Consider the following 21,775-nt stretch of genomic DNA (forward strand, 5'->3'; position numbering starts at 1 on the left):
GTGAAATCGAGTGCTGTGTTGAACGGCTATGCAACCGAGTTACTTGTTGCTGCTGAAAAGGGGACTTAGATGGATGTTTCAGCCGTGGAATATCAAATCGAAATCATGCCCGGTATTGTTAAAGCGCTATGCAGGACGGTGAGAGATGATGAGTTACCAGCGGGTGCGCACACAATTTGCATTCGGAGCAGCGGATAAGCTCAGAGAAGAGGTCGATGCCCTCATCGTGTTTGTCCGTGAGGAAGAGTTGTTATCATCACAGCCGGAAGGCTGGCTCCACCCTCAAGTGGATCATTTGTTGCGCAGCTATTACGCCAAGTCGATATTTAAAGCAAAACCGCAAGAGACACAGGTGATTCCGACGTTCGGCTTCACTGCCGGCAGCCATGCCGTATTTATCGGCATAGGGAACCCGCCTTATAACACGGACCATTTGCGCAATGCGGGAGCTGCCGCTGCGAAAGCAGTGGAACGGCTGAAGGCCGAGCATGTTCAAATCAGGCTGCCGCAAGATATCGTTGCCGGGGCATGCGGGTGCGATGCCGGGCAAGCGGCTCAAGCGATTACGGAAGGGTTTCTGTTATGGCTCCACAAGCGGCTGCCGAGAAAAAGAGAGCATAACCGGCGTCACGCCGTTCAATCCGTCACTCTGCTTCCGGGATCGGGCGAACCGAAGGACAGCGAGACGTTCAGGGACGCTTGGACGAGCGGAGTGGCTCGCGGCATTCTGTTTGCGGAAGCAACCGGATATGCCCGGGATTTGACTAACATGCCAGGGAACAGCTTGAATCCGCAAGGGTTAGCCGAGGAAGCCATCCGGCTGGCAAAACGGCTCGGCCTTGAATGCGAAATTATAGACGAATCGGCAGCGGCCGAGCAGGGGATGGGAAGTCTGCTTGCCGTCGGTCAGGGAAGCAAAAATCCGCCGCGCATGATCGTTATGGAATATCAGGGCGCTCCGGAACGAGAAGAAGTATGGGGCTTGATCGGCAAAGGCATCACCTTCGATTCCGGAGGGTTATCGATAAAGAAATCCGATGAAATGGAAAACATGATGCTCGATATGGGCGGCGCCGCCGCAGTGCTTGGTGCGATGCATATCATCGGAGCAGAGCGTCCGGCCGTGAATGTCGTAGCGGTCATTCCCGCCGCCGAGAATATGCCTTCGGATCGTTCCTACAAACCGGGAGACGTCCTGACAACGATGAGCGGACGAACAATTGAAGTCATCGATACAGATGCAGAAGGCCGTATCGTACTGGCCGACGCAATGACAACGGCAATCCGGCGGGGAGCAACGAAGCTGATTGACGTGGCCACGTTGACCTATGCGGTAATTGTCGCTTTTGACGATCACATTACGGGTGCGGTAAGCAATAACGAAGTGCTGCAGCAACAGGTATTGGAGGCGGGACGCCGGACAGGTGAACGGATTTGGGCGCTGCCGACGGACGATTACTACTTCAAGAAGCTCGAAAGCGACGCGGCCGATTTGAAAAATTTCGATAAGTCAAGCGGAGACGCGATCGTTGCCGGTCTTTTCATCGGTGTGTTCGCCGAAGGAATGCCTTGGGTACATCTGGATATCGGAGGAACCGGTTGGCTGAGCGAGGATCGCGGCTGCGTGCGTAAAGGAGGTACGGGCGTCATGGTTCGGACATTGGCCGAACTGATCGTTTCCGGCCAATGACACATGATTTTCCGTATAAAAATTTATTTCAATCTCTCCTCATATATAATAATTTATACTTCGATGGAGGAATCCTAGGCTATTTTCTGGTGAAATGAGGCATTTCCCATCCAAAAATGGACATCCGGGTCTGAAAATGAAGAATAAATTATACTTTATCTCGAAATATTTATTGTCATATGTATAATATTTGTAAATAGAGAATTTTATAACAGGAAATAGAAGTAAAGATGGGGGAAATAGGGAGTGGAAAAAATGGCAAAGGTATTGGTAATTAATCAGGATTTGTTTCAGCAGCTTGTTACTTTTGAAGAAACCATAGCAATCGTCGAGCAGGCGTTTACCCGGTTTTATCAACAAAGAAGCATTGTTTTTCCTGCCGTCCGGCATCCGATCGAAGAGCATAACGGCATTTTCAGCATCAAATCGTCGTATCTGATCGATGACAGTTCGGTTGGTCTCAAAACCGGGGGATTCTGGAAAAACAACAGCAAGATCGGCAAGACCAATCATCAATCGACCATGCTTCTGTTAAACCCGGAAACGGGAGAACCGGTCTGTTTGATGGATGCCAACTATTTGACGGGAATACGCACAGGAGCCGCCGGAGCTGTAGCGGCAAAATACTTGGCACGCCAGAATAGCAGAACTGTCAGCCTGATCGGCGCGGGCGTACAAGCACGCACTCAGCTTGAAGGGCTGACTCACCTGTTCTCCATTGAGAAAGTCACCGTTGTTTCACACACGGAAGAATCCTCCAGGAAGCTCGCAGAGGAGATTCGGCAAAAGGGGATTGCTGCCGAACACTCCGTTTCGCCCCGACAAGCAGTGGAGCAATCCGATATCGTCATCACCACTACCCCTTCATTCTCTCCTGTAATCAAAACCTCTTGGCTCACGGATGGGACCCACATTAATGCGATAGGAAGCGATACAAAAGGAAAGCGTGAAATCGAGATGGACCGAATGCCGGACAAAGTGGTATGCGACTATTGGGAACAGTCCTCCAGTTTGGGCGAGCTTCAGAATCAGGTAACAAGAAAAGTTCTTTATGGGGAGCTCGGCGAAATTACAAGCGGTGAGAAACCGGGACGGCAGTCCGCAAGCGAAATGACGTTGTTTGATTCAACCGGGATCTCTGTACAAGACCTCAGCGTTGCGGCATTTGCCTACCGAAAAGCGATGGACTTGAAGAAAGGCGTTTATGTAGAACTTTAATACTATTTCTCTCTCTTGATTTGAATTCGGAGTACTCCTCTTTAAATTCCGTTTGCTTGATATGAAAGTTCAATTATTCACCAAATAGATTTGGAGTTGATCGAAATGAGAATGAAATCTTTCCTTGGGTCCATCATGGCGCTGGTTATCGGCTTCACCGTGCTAACCGGCTGTAATTTTGGTTCGTCGGGCAAAAATACGAGTTCCACAAGTACTAGCAATGAAACCGGTTCGAGCGCCGCTCCAACACTTCCAAAACAGATTTTGAATATGATCGAAGGCGATGAAATCTCGACGCTGGATACCGCGAAGGATATGAATGCGATCTCAGCGAACGCCATGAACAGCCTCTACGAGGGACTGTTCCGATACAATGACAAGGATCAGCCGGAGCTGGCCCTTGCCGAGAAGCATGAAGCGAGCGAGGACGGATTAACCCACACCTTTACACTGCGCGATGCCAAATGGTCGAACGGCGATCCGGTCACGGCGCACGATTTTGAATATGGCTGGAAACGGGTGGCGAAAGAGAACGGGCCATATATATCGCTATTCGAATTGGCCGCTTTGCTAAACGTGACTAAAATCATGAACGGTGAAATGAAGCCTGACGATCTGGGCGTTAAAGCGATTGACGACAAGACGCTGGAGGTAAAACTTTCCGCGCCTAGTCCGATGTTGGAAATGCTGATGGCACTGCCGATTTTCGCCCCGCAAAACGAGAAGTTCGTTACACAGGCCGGCGAAAAATACGGGCTTGAGTACGATAAAGTGTTGTCCAACGGACCGTTTGTGATGACCGAATGGAAGCATAACCAGAGCTGGCAGTACAAAAAAAATGAACAGTACTGGGACGCCGAACATGTCAAACTGGAAGAGGTCAACGTCTTTGTCGTAAAAGAAGGTTCGGCTGCGGTCAACTTGTTTGAGACGGAAAAGGTGGATCGGGCGGTTTATTTGAGTCCGTCTGATGTGGCCGGCTACGAGGGATCGGAACATCTCATCAAGATGGCGACAACTTCCAACAGCTTCATACGGCTCAATCCTGATTTTGCTCCGTTCAAGAATGAAAATATCAGACGTGCGATCAGTATGGCTATGGATCGGGAAAGTTTGACGAGCATCATATTGAATGACGGAACCATTCCATCCTATGGCATCGTGCCGGCTCATTTTTCCTTATCGCCGGATAACAAATATTTCCGTGAAGCAAACGGCGAATTGAGCAAAGGCACGAAGGAAGAGGCTCAAGCGTTATGGCAAAAAGGTTTGGCGGAAATCGGGCAAACGAAAGTGGAACCGACCTTGATCTTCTCGGACGAAGATTGGTCCAAAAAAACGGCGGAATTTTTGAAGGCGCAGCTTGAGAAAGATTTGCCGGGATTCACCTTGAAATTGGAGACGGTCCCGTTCGATCAACGGATCACTCGGGAAAAAGCGTTTGATTATGAAATGACGTTATCCACATGGGGGGCCGACTATAACGATCCGACGGCTTTCTTGGATATGTGGGTCACAGGCAGGGCGGCCAATCGAATGAAGTATTCCAATCCGGCCTACGATGAGCTGCTTGCGAAGTCCAACGTCGAAACGGATCCGAAAAAACGTTATGACATGCTGCTTGAACTGGAAAAGATGCTCATTAAAGATGATGCGGCGTTCGTGCCGTTGATGCAATTCGGCAATTTAATCTTAAAGCGCAGCAATGTCAAAGGGATGATTGAGCATTACAGCGGGATCGAGTATTCCTTGAAGTGGGCCTATATCGAATAGGACGTGCACCAAGGAGCGAAATGTTGGAGGTATCCGGATGATACGGTTTTTATTGAAACGATTTGTGATCATGGCGACAACGCTGTTCATCATCGCGACGGTAACCTTTTTTCTGATGAAATTGTTGCCTGGTACGCCTTACAGCAGACCCGATAAACTTACTGAGCAGCAAATCGCCATGATGAACAAAAAATACGGACTCGATCAGCCGGTGCCGATTCAATATGCCCGCTATATGGGAAATCTGATTCAGGGCGATTTGGGCGTCTCCTTCCATTACAAGGGACGCCCCGTCTCCCAAATCATATTGGAGCGGATCGGACCCTCGGCCCTGATCGGGTTTCAAGCGTTGATCTTCGGGTCGATGATTGGCCTGGGGTTAGGCATCATTTCGGCATTAAAGCCAAATACACTGTTAGATTACGGATCGGTAACATTGGCTGTACTGGGCATGTCCATCCCTTCATTCGTATTGGCCTCACTCTTGCAGTATTACATCGGGGTAAAACTGAAGTGGCTGCCTCCAGGATTGTGGGAAAGCTACTCCTCTTCGCTGCTTCCTTCGCTAGCGCTGTCGGTTATCGTCATCGCGACCGTGGCCCGTTTTATCCGGGGTGAAATGCTGGAAGTGTTGGGTCAGGAATATATTATGACCGCCCGGGCGAAAGGAATTACCGAAGGGGGAGTCATGATCAGGCATGTGCTTCGCAACTCTTTGATTCCCGTCGTCACTATGATGGGTCCGCTTGCGGTCGGGATCATAACCGGGACGCTCGTGATTGAGAAAATTTTCTCCGTTCCGGGATTGGGAGAACAATTTGTTCTCTCCATTATGTCGAAAGATTACAGCGTCATCATGGGCGTCACGCTCTTTTACAGCGCGTTGTTTATCCTGACCGTCTTTCTGGTTGACGTTTTTTACGGCATACTGGATCCGCGTATTCGTGAATCAAAGGGGGAAGGCGCATGAGCAGGCTGAAATTAGCCGAGTCGGTTCCGGCCGATATCGGGGAAGACCTGTTTGTACCGGAGCCGGCTGACGAAAATCGAAGCAACGAAGCTTCCGCCCCTTCAAATTCTCCCTGGAGAGATGCGTTCAGACGATTGCGGGCAAGCAAGGGAGTTGTTCTATCCGCCATTCTGCTCCTGATCATAACGTCGATTGCCATCGTCGGGCCGGCCGTAAGCAAATACGCGTACGATGAACAGAATGTAGCTCATTCCAATCTGCCGCCCAAAATTCCCGGTTTGCAATGGCTCGGATTTGACGGCAAGGACCGCCAGGGCACAGACGTGTATGGGCAGCGGAACATCGATACGGCCTACTGGTTCGGCACCGATGAGTTCGGCCGGGATCTGTGGACGAGGGTGTGGAAAGGGACGCAAATCTCGCTGTTCATCGCCCTGATTGCCGCCATGCTGGATTTATTTATCGGCGTTTTGTATGGCGGACTGTCGGCTTATTATGGCGGAAAAGTGGACAATGCGATGGAACGGGTCATTGAAATTTTGATGGGAATTCCGAGCCTGATTGTGATCGTCCTGTTCACGATCATCTTGGAACCGGGGATCTTGTCGATCATATTGGCCATGATCATTACTGGATGGGTCGGCATGGCGCGGATTGTTCGCGGTCAGATCCTGAAATTAAAGGTGCAGGAGTTTGTGCTGGCTGCAAGAACGCTGGGCGTTTCGAACAGACGCATTATTTGGAAGCATTTGATGCCAAATGCAATGGGGCCGATTATCGTCAACGTCATGTTTGACCTTCCGACGGCAATCTTCTTTGAGGCATTTTTAAGTTTCATCGGTTTGGGCTTACAAGCTCCGCTTTCGTCATTGGGGGTTCTCATTAACGACGGGTTTAAACAGATGCGCATGTTTCCCTATAAACTGGTGATTCCGGCTGTGATGATCAGTTTGATCCTGATCTGTTTCAACCTGCTCGCGGACGGGCTCCGTGATGCGCTGGACCCGAAAACGAAGAAATGATAAGGAGACTTTAATGAATAGACCGATCCTTGCCGTTGAAAACCTGGAGGTTTCTTTTCATACGCAAAGCGGAATCGTTGATGCCGTAAGAGGGGTCAGCTTTTCCTTGCAAAAGGGCGAAACGCTGGCCATCGTGGGCGAGTCCGGCTCAGGCAAATCCGTAACGGCGAAATCGATCATGGGTCTGTTGCCAAAGCAAATCGCGAGCAAGCGCGCGGGAAAGATCATGTACGAAGGAAAGAACATCCTGGAATTTTCCCGCCGGAAGATGCAGGATTTGCGCGGTGCGGAAATTTCGATGGTATTCCAGGACCCGATGACCTCATTAAACCCCACGATGACAATCGGAAAACAACTGAGAGAAGGTCTGTACCGGCATCGGAAAATATCAAGAGCGAAAGCCGCGCAAAAAGCGGTTGAAATGCTGAAAATGGTCGGGATTCCAAATGCGGAAGAGCGGGTGGACGCTTATCCGCACCAATTTTCCGGCGGAATGAGACAGCGGGTCGTCATTGCGATGGCGCTAGCATGCGATCCTAAAGTACTGATTGCGGATGAACCGACAACGGCGCTCGATGTGACCATTCAAGCGCAAATTATGGATCTGATGCGGGAGCTGCAGAGGAAGACGGGAACCGCGATTATTCTGATTACCCACGATTTGGGCGTTGTCGCCAAGATGGCGAAAAAAGTGGCCGTCATGTACGCTGGAGAGATAGTTGAGATGGGACCGGTTGAAGACATCTTCTACCGACCCATGCATCCTTATACGCGGGGACTGCTGCAATCGATGCCCAGGCTGGATGCGCTGCGGAGCGAACCGCTCGTCCCGATTCCCGGCTCCCCGCCCGATTTATCCCAGCTGCAGCAGGGCTGTCCGTTTGCGCCTAGGTGCGCTCATGTCATGAAGGTGTGCAAAACGTATACCCCACTGACGAAAGAAACGCACAACGGGCATATGGCCAAATGCTGGCTTCTTGATGAAAGGGCGCGCCGTGCGGACTGGCTTGTCGGAGAGCGCGGGGAGGTGGCCGTTCATGGATAAAAGCAGCGTTCTCATTGAGGTCAATCATCTCATAAAGCATTTTCCGGCCGGCAAAAACAAAATGCTGCGCGCCGTTGACGATATCAGTTTTCACATCCATAAAGGGGAAACGCTCGGTTTGGTGGGCGAGTCGGGCTGCGGAAAATCGACGGTGGGTCGCACACTGCTTCAGCTCTACACCCCCGATGGCGGAGAAATCATCTTCGATGGGCAGAAGCTTAAGTCTGGAGCAAGTGCCGCAGTGCGGAGAGAGCATACGAGGAAGATGCAAATGATTTTTCAAGATCCGTATTCTTCATTAAATGCTAGAATGACGGTGATGGAAATCATCTCAGAAGGAATTATTGTCCATAGACCCGACCTCTCGAAGGAGGAACGCCGAAGAAGGGTGTTCGAGCTGCTGGATCTGGTTGGTTTAAGCCCGAAGCACGTGAACCGTTATCCGCATGAATTCAGCGGCGGCCAGCGCCAACGGATCGGCATTGCCCGCGCCCTGGCGGTAGAACCGCAGTTCATTGTGGCCGATGAACCGATTGCGGCGCTCGATGTTTCGATCCAGGCGCAAATTGTCAATTTGCTGAAGCAATTGCAACGAGAAAAGCAATTGACCTATTTGTTTATCGCGCATGATCTATCGATGGTCAAATATATCAGCGACAGGATTGCCGTTATGTATCTGGGACAGTTGATCGAGCTTGTCGACAGCGAAGAGCTGTACAGACGGCCCCTCCATCCGTATACGGAGGCGCTTTTGTCCGCCATTCCGATTCCCGATCCGCGGCTGGAGCATGCGAGAGAACGAATTGTTCTGCAAGGGGACGTTCCAAATCCGGTCCATCCTCCAAGCGGCTGCCGCTTTCATACGCGATGTCCGAAAGCGATGGACATTTGCCGCATGGTGCCTCCCCAGTTTACGGAAGCGGCTCCGGACCATTACGTGCGGTGCCATTTATATGAATCGAAGGAGGTTATCGCATAGCATGTCAGAATTGAACTGGTCGGCCTTTGAAGATTATGTAGCGGCAAAAATGGAAGAAGAGCAGATTCCGGGACTGGCTATTGCAATTTCCAGGGGCGGGAGCGTCATCTATGAGAAGGGGTTTGGCGTTCGCGATGTGAAGACGAAGGAACCGGTTACCCCCGATACGATCATCGGCGTCGGGTCCGTAACGAAATCGTTCACGGCCATGGCGATCATGAAGCTCGCCGGGGAGGGAAAGCTGTCTCTGAACGATCCCGTAGTCAAGTACCTTCCGGAGTTCACGCTGCCCGGGCTGAAAGATCCGCATAGCGTGAAAATCATCCATCTGCTAACGCATACGACCGGTATGCCGCCGATGCTTCGCAGGGAGGAGTTAAATCAATTTGACGAACATCTTTCGTATATTTCAAATGAAGAGGTCGATCTGCTCGGCAATCCGGGAGAGTATTTCAGCTACTGCAACGATACGTTTCTGCTGCTCGGTGCGATCATTGAACGATTGACCGGCCGTCTTTACCGAAGATATGTGACGGACAGCATTTTGGAGCCGCTGCAAATGCATCGATCCACCTTTAACCTGGAAGAAGTGGCGAAATATAAGAATGTGTCGGTACCCTATATTAAAAACAGCCAGACCAAGAGCCTGGAAGAAGTGCCATGGCCACGAATCGGAAATTACGAAGTCGGAGGAGGACTGCGCTCCAATGTGCGGGATCTGCTGCGATACGGTCAAGTGTTTGTCGGCGGAGGCGCCGGCCCGAACCGATTCGATGTGAGCACAGACTCCCTGTCAAAAATGTGGCAGCCTGTCATTCAGACAAAACGAAATAAGTACTACGGACTGGCTTTGGAGAGCGTCCCCAATTATTCCGGCGTAACCTTGGTCGGACATTCAGGCGGGATGTGGGGCGTATCTGCCCATATTGGTTTTGTACCGGAAAAGGGAATTGCAGCGGCTGTTTTAATGAACGTTTACGGGGCTTCTGCCGATGAAATCTGGCTGGCGGCTGTCAATACCGTTCTCGGGCTCCCAATGGAACAGAAAAGCGCCATCGAACCGAATTACGAGGCTGCATCGGAAGAACTGCAGAAACTGGCCGGCACTTATACATCGGCAGAAGGCGGATATTTGCGCATTTACCTCGAGGACGGCAGGCCGAAAGCGGATTGGGAGGGCGAATATTTCGAGCTCAGGGCGAGCGACAGCCATACGCTTGTCACCGACAAAGGCGGATATTCGCTTCGTTTCTTTTTCAAAGATGAGGACAATGCCTGGGCGGTACTTGCCGGCTACCGAATGCTGATTAGGATATAGGGGGTAGAAACGCATGTCATGGAAAAGAAAAGCGCAGGCTGACGATCTGTTCCAATTGAAGTCGGTTGTTGATCCGCAAATGGACCCTGACGGAAAGCGGTGCTTGTTTGTTGTTACCGAAACCGATGAAGAAAATGATACGTACAGGTCGAATCTGTACTGTGCAGCTATTGATCCGAAGGGTGAACCTACACCGTGGACGTTTGGCGATACGGCCAATTTCACACCGCGCTGGTCGCCGGACGGCCGTTCCGTTTGTTTTATTTCCAACCGGAGCGGGAATAATCAGCTGTTCATTATCAATCCCGGCGGAGGGGAAGCGCGTCAGCTGACCTTTCACCCGAGCGGCGCCGGCAACCCGGTATGGTCGCCGGACGGGACGCGAATTGCTTTTCAGATCGCGCTGGGACCAGGGGAGTCCTTGCAAGACCGGGAAAACGGGAAGAAGAAGCGGGAGAAGCTTGTTCCGCTTGAAATCGACCGGATGAAGTATAAATTTGAGGGAAAAGGTTTATGGGACAGTCGATACACTCACATTGCCGTCGTGAATATCGCAACCGGCGAAATGGAACAGTTGACAAACGGCGAACACGATTACCAGCTACTCAGCTGGTCTCCGGACGGAAAGCAGCTGGCGATCGCGGCGGATCTGAGCGATGATCCGGATTTTTCATTTGTTCAGGATATTTTGCTGTATCATCTGGAGACGAAAGCATTCGCCAATCTAACCGATCGAAGAGGCATCTTCAGCAGTGCTGAATGGTCTCCGGACGGTAAGAAGATTGCCATTATCGGCCATGAAAAAGAATGCGAATACGGTACGTTCACGAAAATATGGATGTATGACGTTACTGAAAAGAAATTGACATGTCTGACGACGGACTGGGATGTAGCGGTTGGAGATTATGGACTGGGAGATTTACAGCAAGGTGTCGTGCGCCCCGGTATTATTTGGTGCGATGACAGCTGCAGCTTTTATTTTGCGGGGACAAACCTAGGAAGCATTCACGTCTGCCGTGGAACGGTTGATGGACAAATCGATGCTGTACTTTCAGGTCGCCAGCATGTTTACGGCTTGTCGACGGGCGGGAAATCGGGTCGGGTCGTTGTCGCCGTCAGCAAGCCCGCATTTCCCGGCGAATTGTTTGTTCTGGAAACGGAAACGGGCGAGTTGGACCAGATTACTTATTTTAACGAAACGTATAGGGAACAGGTTGTGCTGACGGATGCGGAGCCGATCCCCTTTCAATCCAGAGACGGCTGGGAACTGCACGGCTGGTACATGAAACCGGCTGCTGTTCTTGAAGGACAACAGGTACCGCTTATCGTTGAAATCCATGGCGGCCCTCATTCCATGTATTCAAATACGTATTACCATGAGTTTCAAACCCTTGTGTCAAAGGGATATGCGCTCCTGTTCATCAATCCGAGAGGAAGCCTCGGCTATGGTCAGAAATTTGCCAATGCCGTTCGGGGCGATAACGGGGGCAAGGATTATGAGGATATTATGGATGCCGTCGATTATGCGCTTGAACAATTCGATTTTATTGATCCTAACCGGCTGGGGGTGACGGGCGGAAGCTATGGAGGCTTTATGACGAGCTGGATTGTCGGTCATACGAACCGCTTTAAAGCAGCGGTTGCCCAGCGCCCTATCACCAATTGGATCAGTCAGCATGGAGTCAGCGATGAAGGTTACTATTTAATCGAAACGCAATTGAAAGCGAGCCTTCAAGACTTTGATCATTTATGGAAAAAGTCGCCGTTAGCCTATGCGGATCGTATCGAGACGCCGCTCTTGCTCCTGCACGGCGAACAGGATTTGCGTTGTCCGATCGATCATTCAGAACAATTGTTTATCGCTTTGAAGAGACAGCGAAAAACGGTGAAGCTCGTCCGCTTTCCTGACTCGAATCATCAATACTGGAGGAGCGGGAAGCCTTCTCTTCGGATAAGCCATATCAATTATATATCCGGTTGGTTCGATCAATATTTGTGATTTTCATCCGGCAATTATTCATCTTAGAGGGAGGAAAAAGAATGGCTAAACAATTTGATGCCGTCCAGGCATCGACGAAAGCGGTATGGGCGGGCGAAGAAGCGTATCTTGTTCACGGGGCCACCCAGGTGCCGGTTATGGTGAGCGTGGCATACGGCTACGACGATATGGACGAGTGGTATGATGTGGCCACCGAAAAGAAGAAAGGCCATATATATGGCCGAAATACGAACCCGACTGTGCAGGCTTTCGAGGACAAGGTGAAAATCCTTGAGGGAGCAGAGGCGGCAACCAGCTTTTCGACCGGCATGGCGGCAATCAGCAACACGCTTTACACGTTTCTGAAGCCAGGGGATCGAGTTGTATCCATCAAGGATACCTACGGCGGAACAAACAAGATTTTTACCGAGTTTTTGCCGCGCATGGGAATTGACGTTGCACTGTGCGAAACCGGCGATCATGAGGGCATCGAGTCGGCATTAAAGGAACCGTGCAAAATTCTGTATCTGGAAACGCCCACCAATCCAACGGTCAAAATAACGGACATTCGAAGGATGGCTGAGGCAGGCCATACCGCAGGAGCTCTTGTCGTTGTCGACAACACCTTCGCCACCCCGATTAACCAGAACCCGCTTCAGCTCGGCGCCGATCTGGTGCTTCACAGCGCCACCAAGTTTCTCGGCGGTCATGCCGACGCACTTGGTGGAGTCGTCTGCGGTTCCAGTGAGCTGGTCAAGCGCATTTATCACTATCGCGAAATTAACGGAGCGACCATGGATCCATGGGCGGCTTATTTGCTTCTCCGCGGGATGAAGACGCTGAAGCTTCGCGTCCGGCAGCAGGAAATCAATGCCATGGCAATTGCGAAGTACCTCCAAACCCGGGAAGAAGTGGAAGATGTCTACTATCCGGGACTGCCCACGCATAAACACCATGATATCGCCAGGCAGCAAATGAAAGGCTTCGGCGGAATGCTTAGCTTCTCTCTGAAAGGCGGCATGGATGCCGTAAAGATCATGTTGCCGAAACTGCAGTATGCGAACCGGGCAGCGAACCTCGGTGCTGTCGAGACCACGTATGGTCCGGCCAGAACGACCAGTCACGTGGAATGCACAGCTGAGGAGAGACAGGCGATGGGCATACCGGACGGCTTGGTGCGGATTTCTTGCGGCATTGAGGACACGGAGGATTTGATCGCCGATTTGGAGCAGGCGTTCGCTTTTCTTTCGGCATAAGACAGCGCGTGCTTAAGTCTGCTACGAAGACTGGCATACGGACAATAGAACGGAGTGAACTAGAGTCCGCGTCAACTTTACCATAGGGAAGAGAATATCGGAGGGACAGGCGAGTTATAAATAACATAGAGACGAGAGGACTCCGCGCATTGCGCGGATTTTCATTTAACCAACAAAACGGATAAGTTTCAAACGCATACTTTTCTAATATATTTCTAAGAGAAGAAACTCGCTTCGCTGCTTATAACGGGTCAGAACCGCGCGCCTTCTCGCGCAATTGGTTTGTGCGAAGCGAATGCCTTTTTTTCATGGTCGACAATTTGAGTGCAGGGAGGCGGTTATGTTGAAAGGCATTGTAACCGTACTGGGGAAAGACAAGATCGGCATTATTGCCAAAGTATGCACGTATCTCGCCGAGCATCAGGTGAACATTCTCGATATTTCCCAAACGATCGTTCAGGGCTATTTTAATATGATGATGATCGTGGATCTTTCAGGCGCAAACAAAACGTTTGAGGCGCTTGTCGAGGATTTGCGGCAAGTGGGACAATCGATCGGCGTGGAGATCAAGCTTCAGCACGAGGACATTTTCAACATTATGCACCGCATTTAACAGCAATGCGAATTGCAAGGAGGGGATTGCTGTGATTTCGCTCGTTGAAGCACAGGAAACGAACAAGATGATCCGCGAAATGAATCTGGATGTGCGTACGATCACGATGGGAATCAGCCTCATGGATTGCGCTCATTCGGATTTGCGTGTTTTCAGCCGAAAAGTATATGACAAGATTACGAAGACAGCCGAGAAATTGGTGAAAACCGGCGAGGATCTGGAAAAGCAATTCGGCGTTCCCATCGTCAACAAACGAATCTCCGTCACACCGATTTCCATTGCGGCCGGCGGTTTGAAGACCGATACGTATGTGCCGGTGGCGGAATTGCTGGATAAGGCGGCGAAGGAAGTCGGGGTCAACTTTATCGGCGGATTTTCCGCCCTCGTGCACAAAGGCTTCACTAAAGGGGACCGTATTCTGATCGACAGCATTCCGGAAGCGCTGAGCGTAACGGAGCGGGTATGCGCCTCCGTCAACGTTGGCTCATCCCGCAGCGGGATCAATATGGATGCCGTCAAGCTGATGGGCGATATTATTGTGCAGACGGCCGAGCGGACCCGGGACAGGGACTCGATCGGCTGTGCGAAGTTGGTGGTATTCTGCAATTCGGTGGAGGACAACCCGTTTATGGCGGGCGCTTACCACGGCGTTGGGGAACAGGAATGCGTCATCAATGTCGGGGTCAGCGGTCCGGGCGTTGTCAAGCGGGCCTTGGAAGAAGTCAGAGGCCGGGAATTCGAAGTGCTGTGCGAGACGATCAAACGAACCGCCTTCAAGATTACCCGGGTCGGTCAGCTCGTAGCCCAGGAAGCCTCCAAGCGATTGGGCGTTCCCTTCGGCATTATCGATCTGTCCCTAGCCCCCACTCCGGAGATCGGTGATTCCATTGCCGAAATTCTTCAGGTCATGGGGCTGGAACATGCCGGCGCTCCGGGAACGACCGCCGCTCTCGCCATTCTGAACGACAATGTGAAAAAGGGCGGCATCATGGCCTCTTCCTATGTAGGCGGTTTAAGCGGAGCGTTTATACCGGTCAGCGAAGACCACGGCATGATCGAGGCCGTTCAGCGCGGCGCGCTGACATTGGAGAAGCTTGAAGCGATGACGTGCGTATGCTCCGTCGGGCTCGACATGATTGCCATACCAGGCACTACGTCCAAAGAAACCATCTCCGGCATTATTGCAGACGAAGCCGCCATCGGCATGGTCAACAACAAGACAACCGCTGTACGGCTCATTCCGGTCATCGGCAAAGAGGTGGGGGATATGGTCGAATTCGGCGGCTTGCTCGGTTATGCGCCGGTCATGGCCGTCAATTCATTCGGATGCGGCAGCTTTATTGGCAGAGGAGGCCGTATTCCTGCCCCGGTCCACAGCTTTAAGAATTAAGTCGCATGGAAGGAACTGCTTCTTCCGTCATAACCAACCCCGATAACCGTCAGGTGAACTTCCCTGACGGATTTGTGCATTGCAGGGAATCTCACTAATGAAGGCAGTCCGATGCTAAGATAACACCAAATACAAGAGTTGACAGGACCAAACCATATAGTATACTTTTCCTTAAATGATATGTGATCAAATATATTCAATGTATTTCTCTTCTAAAGATGAAATACATTCAAGGAGAAGACTATGGAACAGACACGAAGGTTTTCATCCATCACGGAACAGGTTTACGATCAGCTGCATCGTGATATTATGCACGCAACACTGGCCCCGGGCCAGCGCATGACCATTCGGAAATTGGCGGAAATGTATGAAGTCAGCACGATGCCGATCCGTGAGGCGCTTCATAAATTATCATCCGAAGGTCTTGTCAAGTATGATCGCCGAGGGCTAACGGTTAATGCTCTTACGGAGGAAGAAATTAAACAAATTTATGAGGCCCGCATGCGGTTGGAATCTCTTTTACTCGTATGGGCGTCTGATCGGGCGACTGCAGAGGACATTGATAAGCTGGAACAACTCGTTCATGACATGGATCTTCATTCGAAAAACGATCGTGCCCGCTGGATGGAGTCGAATTATCACTTTCACATGGGGATGTATCAACTTGCAGGTTCGGAGCGTTTGCTTAACATGATTAGAAGTTTGTATACTTCAATCGAACCGTATTTATTTATGATTGAAACAACCCAGGATGTAGTAGATGCTTCACAAAACGAACATCACCTGATCGTGGATGCTCTAAAATCACATGATCATGCAAGGCTTGATCAGTTGATTCGATCCCATTTACAAGATGCGGCAGACACCGTTCTGAATGCGGATTCATCTGCGGGAGCCGAGAAACAAAACGAGACTGGGATGTAAGGGAGCTTCAACGTGCAGATCCAACGAATATTTCTCTCAATGCGCGCCTATCCCGGGCGCGCTCGTTGCGTTGCATTGGGGAATTCGTTGGTTTCTGTTCGTCTAAGTGTATATGTATTGTCAAGATTTTATTTATAGACGTGATATGTAATATATTATTACATATCACGTCTATTTTTTCTAACAAAATTGAAAAGGAATATTGACAAATTGTTTTGTGATCACGTATCATAAATATCATAAATAATCGATTTAGTCCTCCGATGAGGATGCGGCAAACGCTCCTGTATAGGAATTTACGAATCAGATCCTGGCGGACTTTAGATATCGAAATATCTAAATTGTGAGTAGAGTGAAATATTATCTTTAGGAGGAAGCAAATGGGTGAGAACGCGATAAACAAGGTGGCAATTATCGGCGCAGGAGTACAAGGCTCAATGCTTATTTTTCGTTCTGCAATCTATAACAAAGAAGTCTATGTGTTCGATCAAAAACAGGAGTTGATCGAACATGCCGTTCAAAAAGTTGGAGGCTGGGTTGACACCTATATCGAGCGGGGAAGATTGACCCAAAACCAGGCGGATGCGGCGCTTCAAAGAATCAACATCGCGGAAAGTTTAGAGCAAGCGGTAAAGCAGGCTGATATTGTCATCGAAACGGTTCCTGAAAACATTGAGTTAAAAACAAAGGTCTGGACAGCAATCGATTCGCTTGCCCCGGCAAAGGCGCTGTTGACTTCCAATAGTTCATCGATCCGGAGCTCTCAAATTAATGTCAATACAACAAGGAAGGATCGTACCTTCAGCGTAAATTTTGTTGTACCGATCCAAGATGATTTAGTCGAAGTGATGTGGAATTCCGATACCTCCGAAGAAACGAAAGATGCTGCCCTTCGATTCCTGAATTCCCAAAATCATCTTCCGATTGTGACGAAACATGAAATAAACGGATTTTCGCTGAACAGGGTATGGAGGGCGATCAAAAAAGAATGTCTGTTTCTCTGGTCGAATGGATATATCGATCCTGAAGATTTGGACAGAGCCTTTATGCTGGAATGGAGAACGTCAATCGGGCCTTTTGGCATAATGGACAAGGTAGGTCTTGATGTCGTTAGGGATATTGAGCTCAGGTACTATTATGAAACGGGAGATGCATCCGATCAACCGCATCAAGCATTGAATGAAATGGTAGAAAGAGGGCATTTAGGGGAAAAAAGCGGCAAAGGATTTTACCAGTATCCGGATCCGGCATATGCAAATCCGGAATGGCTTGACAATAAACAAGACAAAAGTGTAAATCAATATCAATCTTAATAGCGAAAAGTGCGATGTACTCCGGCCGGATCATTGGGCTTTTCAGTACAGCAATGGAGGTTAAGCGGAATGAGCAGCTGGAATTATACGAACTCTTATGAATGGATGGATCGGGTTACATCGATGGAGCCCTTGATTATTACTTGCTGCTGCAACGGGGGAATGCAGGGAAAGGAAACGCATCCCGATCTTCCGGAGACACCCGAGGAAATTGCCGACTCCGTATACGAAGCATACATAGCCGGGGCTTCCGTCGTTCACGTACATGGCAGAAACCCGCATAACCTTGGTGAGGTCACGATGGACCCGGAAGTACTGTATCGCATTAATGCGCTCATTCGCGAGCGATGCCCGGATATCATCATCAATAATACGACTGGCGGCGGTCCGACTACAACAATGGAGGATCGGATTCGCTGTCTGGAGGCGCTGCCCGAGATGGCGTCGTTGAACATGGGGCCAGATATGTCCCGTTTCGTCGTCAAAGCAAGGGAAGAGCCGCTGGATCATCCCCATCCCGCCCAGGAATACGATTTATGCATTCCGTTTACGTACGGCTTCATCGAACAACTGGCAGAGAGCATGCTGGAGAAAAGGATTATCCCCGAGATGGAGATGTACCATTCCGGCCAGTATTGGGTGGCGCAAAGCCTGATCGCCAAAGGACTGGTCAAGACGCCGTACTTGTTTCAGTTTGTGATGGGCTATCAGACGTCGACGTACCCGACGCCTGAGAATCTGATCCATATGGCTCGAGAATTGCCGGCCGGAGCGCATTTCGCCGTTGCCGGCATCGGCAAGTATCAATGGGCCATGACCACGCAGAGCATCTTGCTGGGAGGGCATGTGCGCGTAGGCTTGGAAGACAATCTATACTTGAAGCGAGGACTGAAGCTGAAGAATAATGCGGAAGCCGTCGCCAAGATCGCCCACATCTCGTGGGAGCTCAACCGCGATATAGCGACACCGCAGCAAGCGAGGGAAATGCTGGGTCTATCCGCCGTGCCGAGCCGCTATTGAGACAGAGGACACTTCCCGGCCGATTAAGGAGACAAGAAAACGATGAATATTTATGAATTCAACGGAAAAAAACCAGTAATCGCCGAAGGCGTGTTTATTGCCCCTACCGCAACCATTATCGGCGATGTCGTCATTGAGGAAGGCAGCAGCATCTGGTTCGGCGCCGTGCTGCGGGGAGATGCGGGACCGATCAGAATCGGGAAGTTCAACAACATTCAAGACAACTGCGTCATTCACATGACCGACTCCGGCACGACGATCGGCGACAGCAATACGGTCGGACACGGCGCAATCCTGCATAATTGCACAATCGGCCATCACAATGTGATCGGAATGAATGCGGTTGTTCTCGACGGCGCCGTTATCGAGAACGAAAGCGTTGTGGCGGCGGGCAGCGTCATTACGGGCGAAAGCCGTGTCTTGAGCCGTCAGCTTTATGCGGGTTCCCCCGGCCAATTCAAGAAGGAACTGTCAGGCAATTCCCTTTTGTGGGTGCAGCAAAGCGCCAAAGAATATGTAAAGCTGGTTGAACGCTATGGACTTCCGGGGAAGAAATACAGTAAAGGAATGAATCGTTATGACATTAAATGAAATCGAAATGGATCAACAAACATCATTTCAAGAAGATACGAAGAAGTTTAAATCGCGTCCGGTTGTAGCGACTTTTATCTTATTTGTAGGTTTCTTAGTACTTGTGCTTGGAATTGCAGGATCCATATCGTTTGGTGCTGCCGATATCGGCTTGAAAACAGTTTGGGCTGGGGTGTTTGAATTTAATCCCGACTTAACGACCCATCAAATTATTCAAGAACTAAGGCTGCCGCGGGTTATCGCAGCTGCGTTAGTAGGCGCATTTTTAGCCGTTTCTGGCGCCATTATGCAAGGGATGACACGAAATCCGCTTGCATCGCCGGACATAATGGGAGTAACAGCCGGATCTGCCTTTATGATTGCGATTGCCTTTGCCTTTTTTCCAGGCACATCTTATCTTGGTCTGCTGATGTGGTCTTTTGCCGGTGCAGGGATGGGGGTATGCCTCGTTTTTGCAATCGGCAGCTTTTCCAAAGGGGGATTAACTCCTGTAAAGATGGCATTGGCAGGAGCAGCTGTTACTGCGCTGTTGGATTCAATTTCCACTGCCATCGCCATCCATTTTCGCGTTGCACAGGATATTAGTTTTTGGTACGCAGGAGGTGTGGCAGGGACAAAGTGGATAAGCGTTCAGTTAATGATACCGGTAGCGGTCATTGGCTTATGTTTAGCTTTTATTCTCGCCCGATCCATCACCGTACTCAGCTTAGGAGATGATGTCGCAAAGGGATTAGGACAGAGCACCATCGTTGTAAAAGTAATCGGAACCATCGTGATCTTATTATTAACAGGAGCCGCCGTTTCGGTTGCTGGCACGATCGGCTTTCTTGGTCTGGTGATTCCTCATATTACACGTTTTTTAGTTGGAGTCGATTATCGCTGGATCATTCCATGTTCGGCCATTTTAGGGGCATTGCTCCTTGTTTTGGCGGATTTGGGAGCACGAATGATCAATCCTCCTTTTGAAACGCCTGTTGGTGCAATTACCGCGATGATCGGGGTACCGTTTTTTCTATACCTTGCTCGTCAGGAAAGGAGAGGATTGTGATGGAAGCAGTCAAGAAAACAATCAAAAAACCAATGTTTGTGATGGGGTTTCTTGCTGCCATTATTGTCCTTTCTTTTTTTATCAGCTTAAACACGGGTTATATAAGAATTTCCCCCCTTGATGTAATAAAAACTTTAGTCGGTGCCGGAACAGAAAAGGATCAGCTCGTTCTATTTGATTTCCGTCTGCCGCGGATGATCATTGCGTTATTAATTGGTGCCGGTCTCGCGATATCCGGTGCCATTTTGCAAGGGGTCTCGCAAAATGGTTTGGCGGATCCAGGGATATTAGGCATTAATGCAGGATCCGGGTTAGCGGTTGTTCTATTTATTTTTTTCTATCAAGGCTCTACCTACGGGCTTGGATCCTTTTCCATTTTTGTGATGCCGATTGCCGCTTTGGCAGGCGGCGCTTTGGCCGCATTTCTCATTTATATTTTTGCTTGGAAAAATGGAGTAACGCCAATCAGACTGATTCTAGTCGGAATTGGGATAAACGCAGCTTTTGGCGCAGCGCTCATTATTTTTCAGTTAAAAATGAATCCGAAGGATTTCATGAAAGCAACGATTTGGCTTTCCGGCAGCATTTGGGGAGCAAATTGGGAATTTGTCTTGGCCGTGTTGCCTTGGATTTGCATCCTGATTCCCTTCACGATCTACAAGGCTCGTTATTTGAATGTTTTGAATCTTGGAGATCAAATTGCCACTCAACTAGGAGCTGCAGTGGAGCGTGAAAGAAGAACCTTGCTGTTATTGGCTGTTGCTTTAGCAGGAGCATCCGTTGCGGTCGGTGGCGGAATTGCCTTCTTGGGCCTAGTAGCTCCTCATTTGGCAAGAAAGGTTGTAGGTCCGAAGCATCAGGTGCTGCTGCCAACATCGGCTTTGATGGGAGCCTTGCTGCTGCTAGTTTCAGATACAATCGGGCGCAATATTCTGGCTCCATCTGAAATACCTGTCGGACTTGTCGTTTCAGCATTAGGCGCTCCATACTTTATCTACCTATTAATCAAAGTCAACTAAGAAGGAGGTGTTCAATTGATCAATGAAATGGACGCCCAAAAGGAAGGCGCAACGATTGCGAAGGTTATTCGAGAGCGCCGTTCGATAAGAGACTTTAAACCAGATCCAATTTCTGTCGAGCTTGTGATTGAATTGCTTAACGATGCAGTATGGGCACCCAATCATGGTCTGAGGGAACCTTGGCGATTTATCCTATTTCAAGGCGAAGGCAAAAAGAAATTTGCCCATGCTGTTATTGAAACGTATACAGCCGAAAATAAAGCGAAATGGGAACAGCAAATGCTGAAGTATTATCTGGATGTACCGCTTCACTTGGTTGTTGTGATGAAGGAGGATCCTAGGCAGAAGAAATGGGAGGAAGATTTCTCGGCCACTTCAGCGCTCATTCAGAACTTTCAACTGCTAGCTTGGGAAAAAGGCGTTGGTGTTGTATGGAAAACGAATGACTACAATTTGGAGCCTAGTTTTCATAAGGCAGCTGGAATTAAGCCAGGGGAGAAGATAGTAGGCACACTACACATTGGATATTTTGAAAAAGCACCAAAACCGGCGCCGCGAACAAAAGCGGAAGAGAGATTGACAATCATCAGTGGTAATTGAGAAATACT

19 protein-coding genes are annotated in these 21,775 nt (G+C 49.8%); all 19 read left to right on the top strand.

Features of this window, described 5'->3' with window-relative positions:
* The first annotated feature begins 145 nt into the window (after positions 1 to 145).
* On the top strand, positions 146 to 1,690 hold the full coding sequence (locus VN24_RS22265; protein ID WP_238590756.1) for a leucyl aminopeptidase: 1,545 nt from the start codon (positions 146 to 148) through the stop codon (positions 1,688 to 1,690).
* A gap of 255 nt (positions 1,691 to 1,945) precedes the next feature.
* Positions 1,946 to 2,908 (top strand): ornithine cyclodeaminase family protein, encoded by a 963-nt coding sequence (locus tag VN24_RS22270; protein ID WP_045672216.1) that lies wholly within the window; start codon positions 1,946 to 1,948, stop codon positions 2,906 to 2,908.
* Positions 2,909 to 3,013: 105 nt separating this feature from the next.
* Positions 3,014 to 4,681, top strand: a complete 1,668-nt coding sequence (locus VN24_RS22275; RefSeq protein WP_052703087.1) for a peptide ABC transporter substrate-binding protein — start codon at positions 3,014 to 3,016, stop codon at positions 4,679 to 4,681.
* A gap of 37 nt (positions 4,682 to 4,718) precedes the next feature.
* Positions 4,719 to 5,651, top strand: coding sequence for an ABC transporter permease (locus tag VN24_RS22280; protein WP_045672217.1), 933 nt, complete (start codon positions 4,719 to 4,721; stop codon positions 5,649 to 5,651).
* The gene (gene opp3C / locus VN24_RS22285; protein ID WP_045672218.1) at positions 5,648 to 6,673 is read left to right on the top strand and encodes an oligopeptide ABC transporter permease; all 1,026 of its coding nucleotides are present in this window, start codon (positions 5,648 to 5,650) and stop codon (positions 6,671 to 6,673) included. The genes VN24_RS22280 and opp3C overlap by 4 nt, the downstream gene beginning before the upstream one ends.
* Positions 6,674 to 6,686: 13 nt before the next feature.
* The gene (locus VN24_RS22290) at positions 6,687 to 7,718 is read left to right on the top strand and encodes an ABC transporter ATP-binding protein (RefSeq protein ID WP_045672219.1); all 1,032 of its coding nucleotides are present in this window, start codon (positions 6,687 to 6,689) and stop codon (positions 7,716 to 7,718) included.
* Entirely contained in the window at positions 7,711 to 8,697 is a 987-nt protein-coding gene (locus VN24_RS22295) for an ABC transporter ATP-binding protein (RefSeq protein WP_045672220.1), read from the top strand. Before VN24_RS22290 ends, VN24_RS22295 begins: the two co-directional genes overlap by 8 nt.
* Before the next feature lies 1 nt (position 8,698).
* Positions 8,699 to 10,015 (top strand): serine hydrolase domain-containing protein, encoded by a 1,317-nt coding sequence (locus tag VN24_RS22300; protein WP_045672221.1) that lies wholly within the window; start codon positions 8,699 to 8,701, stop codon positions 10,013 to 10,015.
* A 13-nt stretch (positions 10,016 to 10,028) separates the two neighbouring features.
* A complete protein-coding gene (locus VN24_RS22305; RefSeq protein ID WP_045672222.1) occupies positions 10,029 to 12,014 on the top strand; it encodes a S9 family peptidase in 1,986 nt (661 codons plus the stop codon).
* Between the two features lie 41 nt (positions 12,015 to 12,055).
* On the top strand, positions 12,056 to 13,249 hold the full coding sequence (locus tag VN24_RS22310) for a cystathionine gamma-synthase family protein (RefSeq protein ID WP_045672223.1): 1,194 nt from the start codon (positions 12,056 to 12,058) through the stop codon (positions 13,247 to 13,249).
* Positions 13,250 to 13,592: 343 nt separating this feature from the next.
* On the top strand, positions 13,593 to 13,862 hold the full coding sequence (locus VN24_RS22315) for an ACT domain-containing protein (RefSeq protein WP_274520457.1): 270 nt from the start codon (positions 13,593 to 13,595) through the stop codon (positions 13,860 to 13,862).
* Positions 13,863 to 13,893: 31 nt separating this feature from the next.
* Positions 13,894 to 15,252: a PFL family protein gene (locus tag VN24_RS22320; protein WP_045672225.1), complete on the top strand. Its 1,359-nt coding sequence runs from the start codon at positions 13,894 to 13,896 to the stop codon at positions 15,250 to 15,252.
* A gap of 243 nt (positions 15,253 to 15,495) precedes the next feature.
* Positions 15,496 to 16,176: a GntR family transcriptional regulator gene (locus VN24_RS22325; protein WP_045672226.1), complete on the top strand. Its 681-nt coding sequence runs from the start codon at positions 15,496 to 15,498 to the stop codon at positions 16,174 to 16,176.
* Positions 16,177 to 16,556: 380 nt separating this feature from the next.
* Positions 16,557 to 17,489: a 3-hydroxyacyl-CoA dehydrogenase family protein gene (locus VN24_RS22330; RefSeq protein WP_045672227.1), complete on the top strand. Its 933-nt coding sequence runs from the start codon at positions 16,557 to 16,559 to the stop codon at positions 17,487 to 17,489.
* 69 nt (positions 17,490 to 17,558) lie between these two features.
* Positions 17,559 to 18,509, top strand: a complete 951-nt coding sequence (locus VN24_RS22335) for a beta-keto acid cleavage family enzyme (protein WP_052703088.1) — start codon at positions 17,559 to 17,561, stop codon at positions 18,507 to 18,509.
* A 42-nt stretch (positions 18,510 to 18,551) separates the two neighbouring features.
* The gene (locus VN24_RS22340) at positions 18,552 to 19,100 is read left to right on the top strand and encodes a gamma carbonic anhydrase family protein (protein ID WP_045672228.1); all 549 of its coding nucleotides are present in this window, start codon (positions 18,552 to 18,554) and stop codon (positions 19,098 to 19,100) included.
* Positions 19,101 to 19,107: 7 nt separating this feature from the next.
* Positions 19,108 to 20,148: a FecCD family ABC transporter permease gene (locus VN24_RS22345; RefSeq protein ID WP_420798636.1), complete on the top strand. Its 1,041-nt coding sequence runs from the start codon at positions 19,108 to 19,110 to the stop codon at positions 20,146 to 20,148.
* On the top strand, positions 20,148 to 21,167 hold the full coding sequence (locus VN24_RS22350) for a FecCD family ABC transporter permease (protein ID WP_045672230.1): 1,020 nt from the start codon (positions 20,148 to 20,150) through the stop codon (positions 21,165 to 21,167). Before VN24_RS22345 ends, VN24_RS22350 begins: the two co-directional genes overlap by 1 nt.
* A gap of 27 nt (positions 21,168 to 21,194) precedes the next feature.
* Positions 21,195 to 21,767 (top strand): nitroreductase family protein, encoded by a 573-nt coding sequence (locus VN24_RS22355; RefSeq protein ID WP_045673588.1) that lies wholly within the window; start codon positions 21,195 to 21,197, stop codon positions 21,765 to 21,767.
* The last annotated feature ends 8 nt before the right edge of the window (positions 21,768 to 21,775 follow it).

The sequence above is a fragment of the Paenibacillus beijingensis genome, from assembly GCF_000961095.1.
Lineage (GTDB): Bacteria > Bacillota > Bacilli > Paenibacillales > Paenibacillaceae > Paenibacillus_O > Paenibacillus_O beijingensis.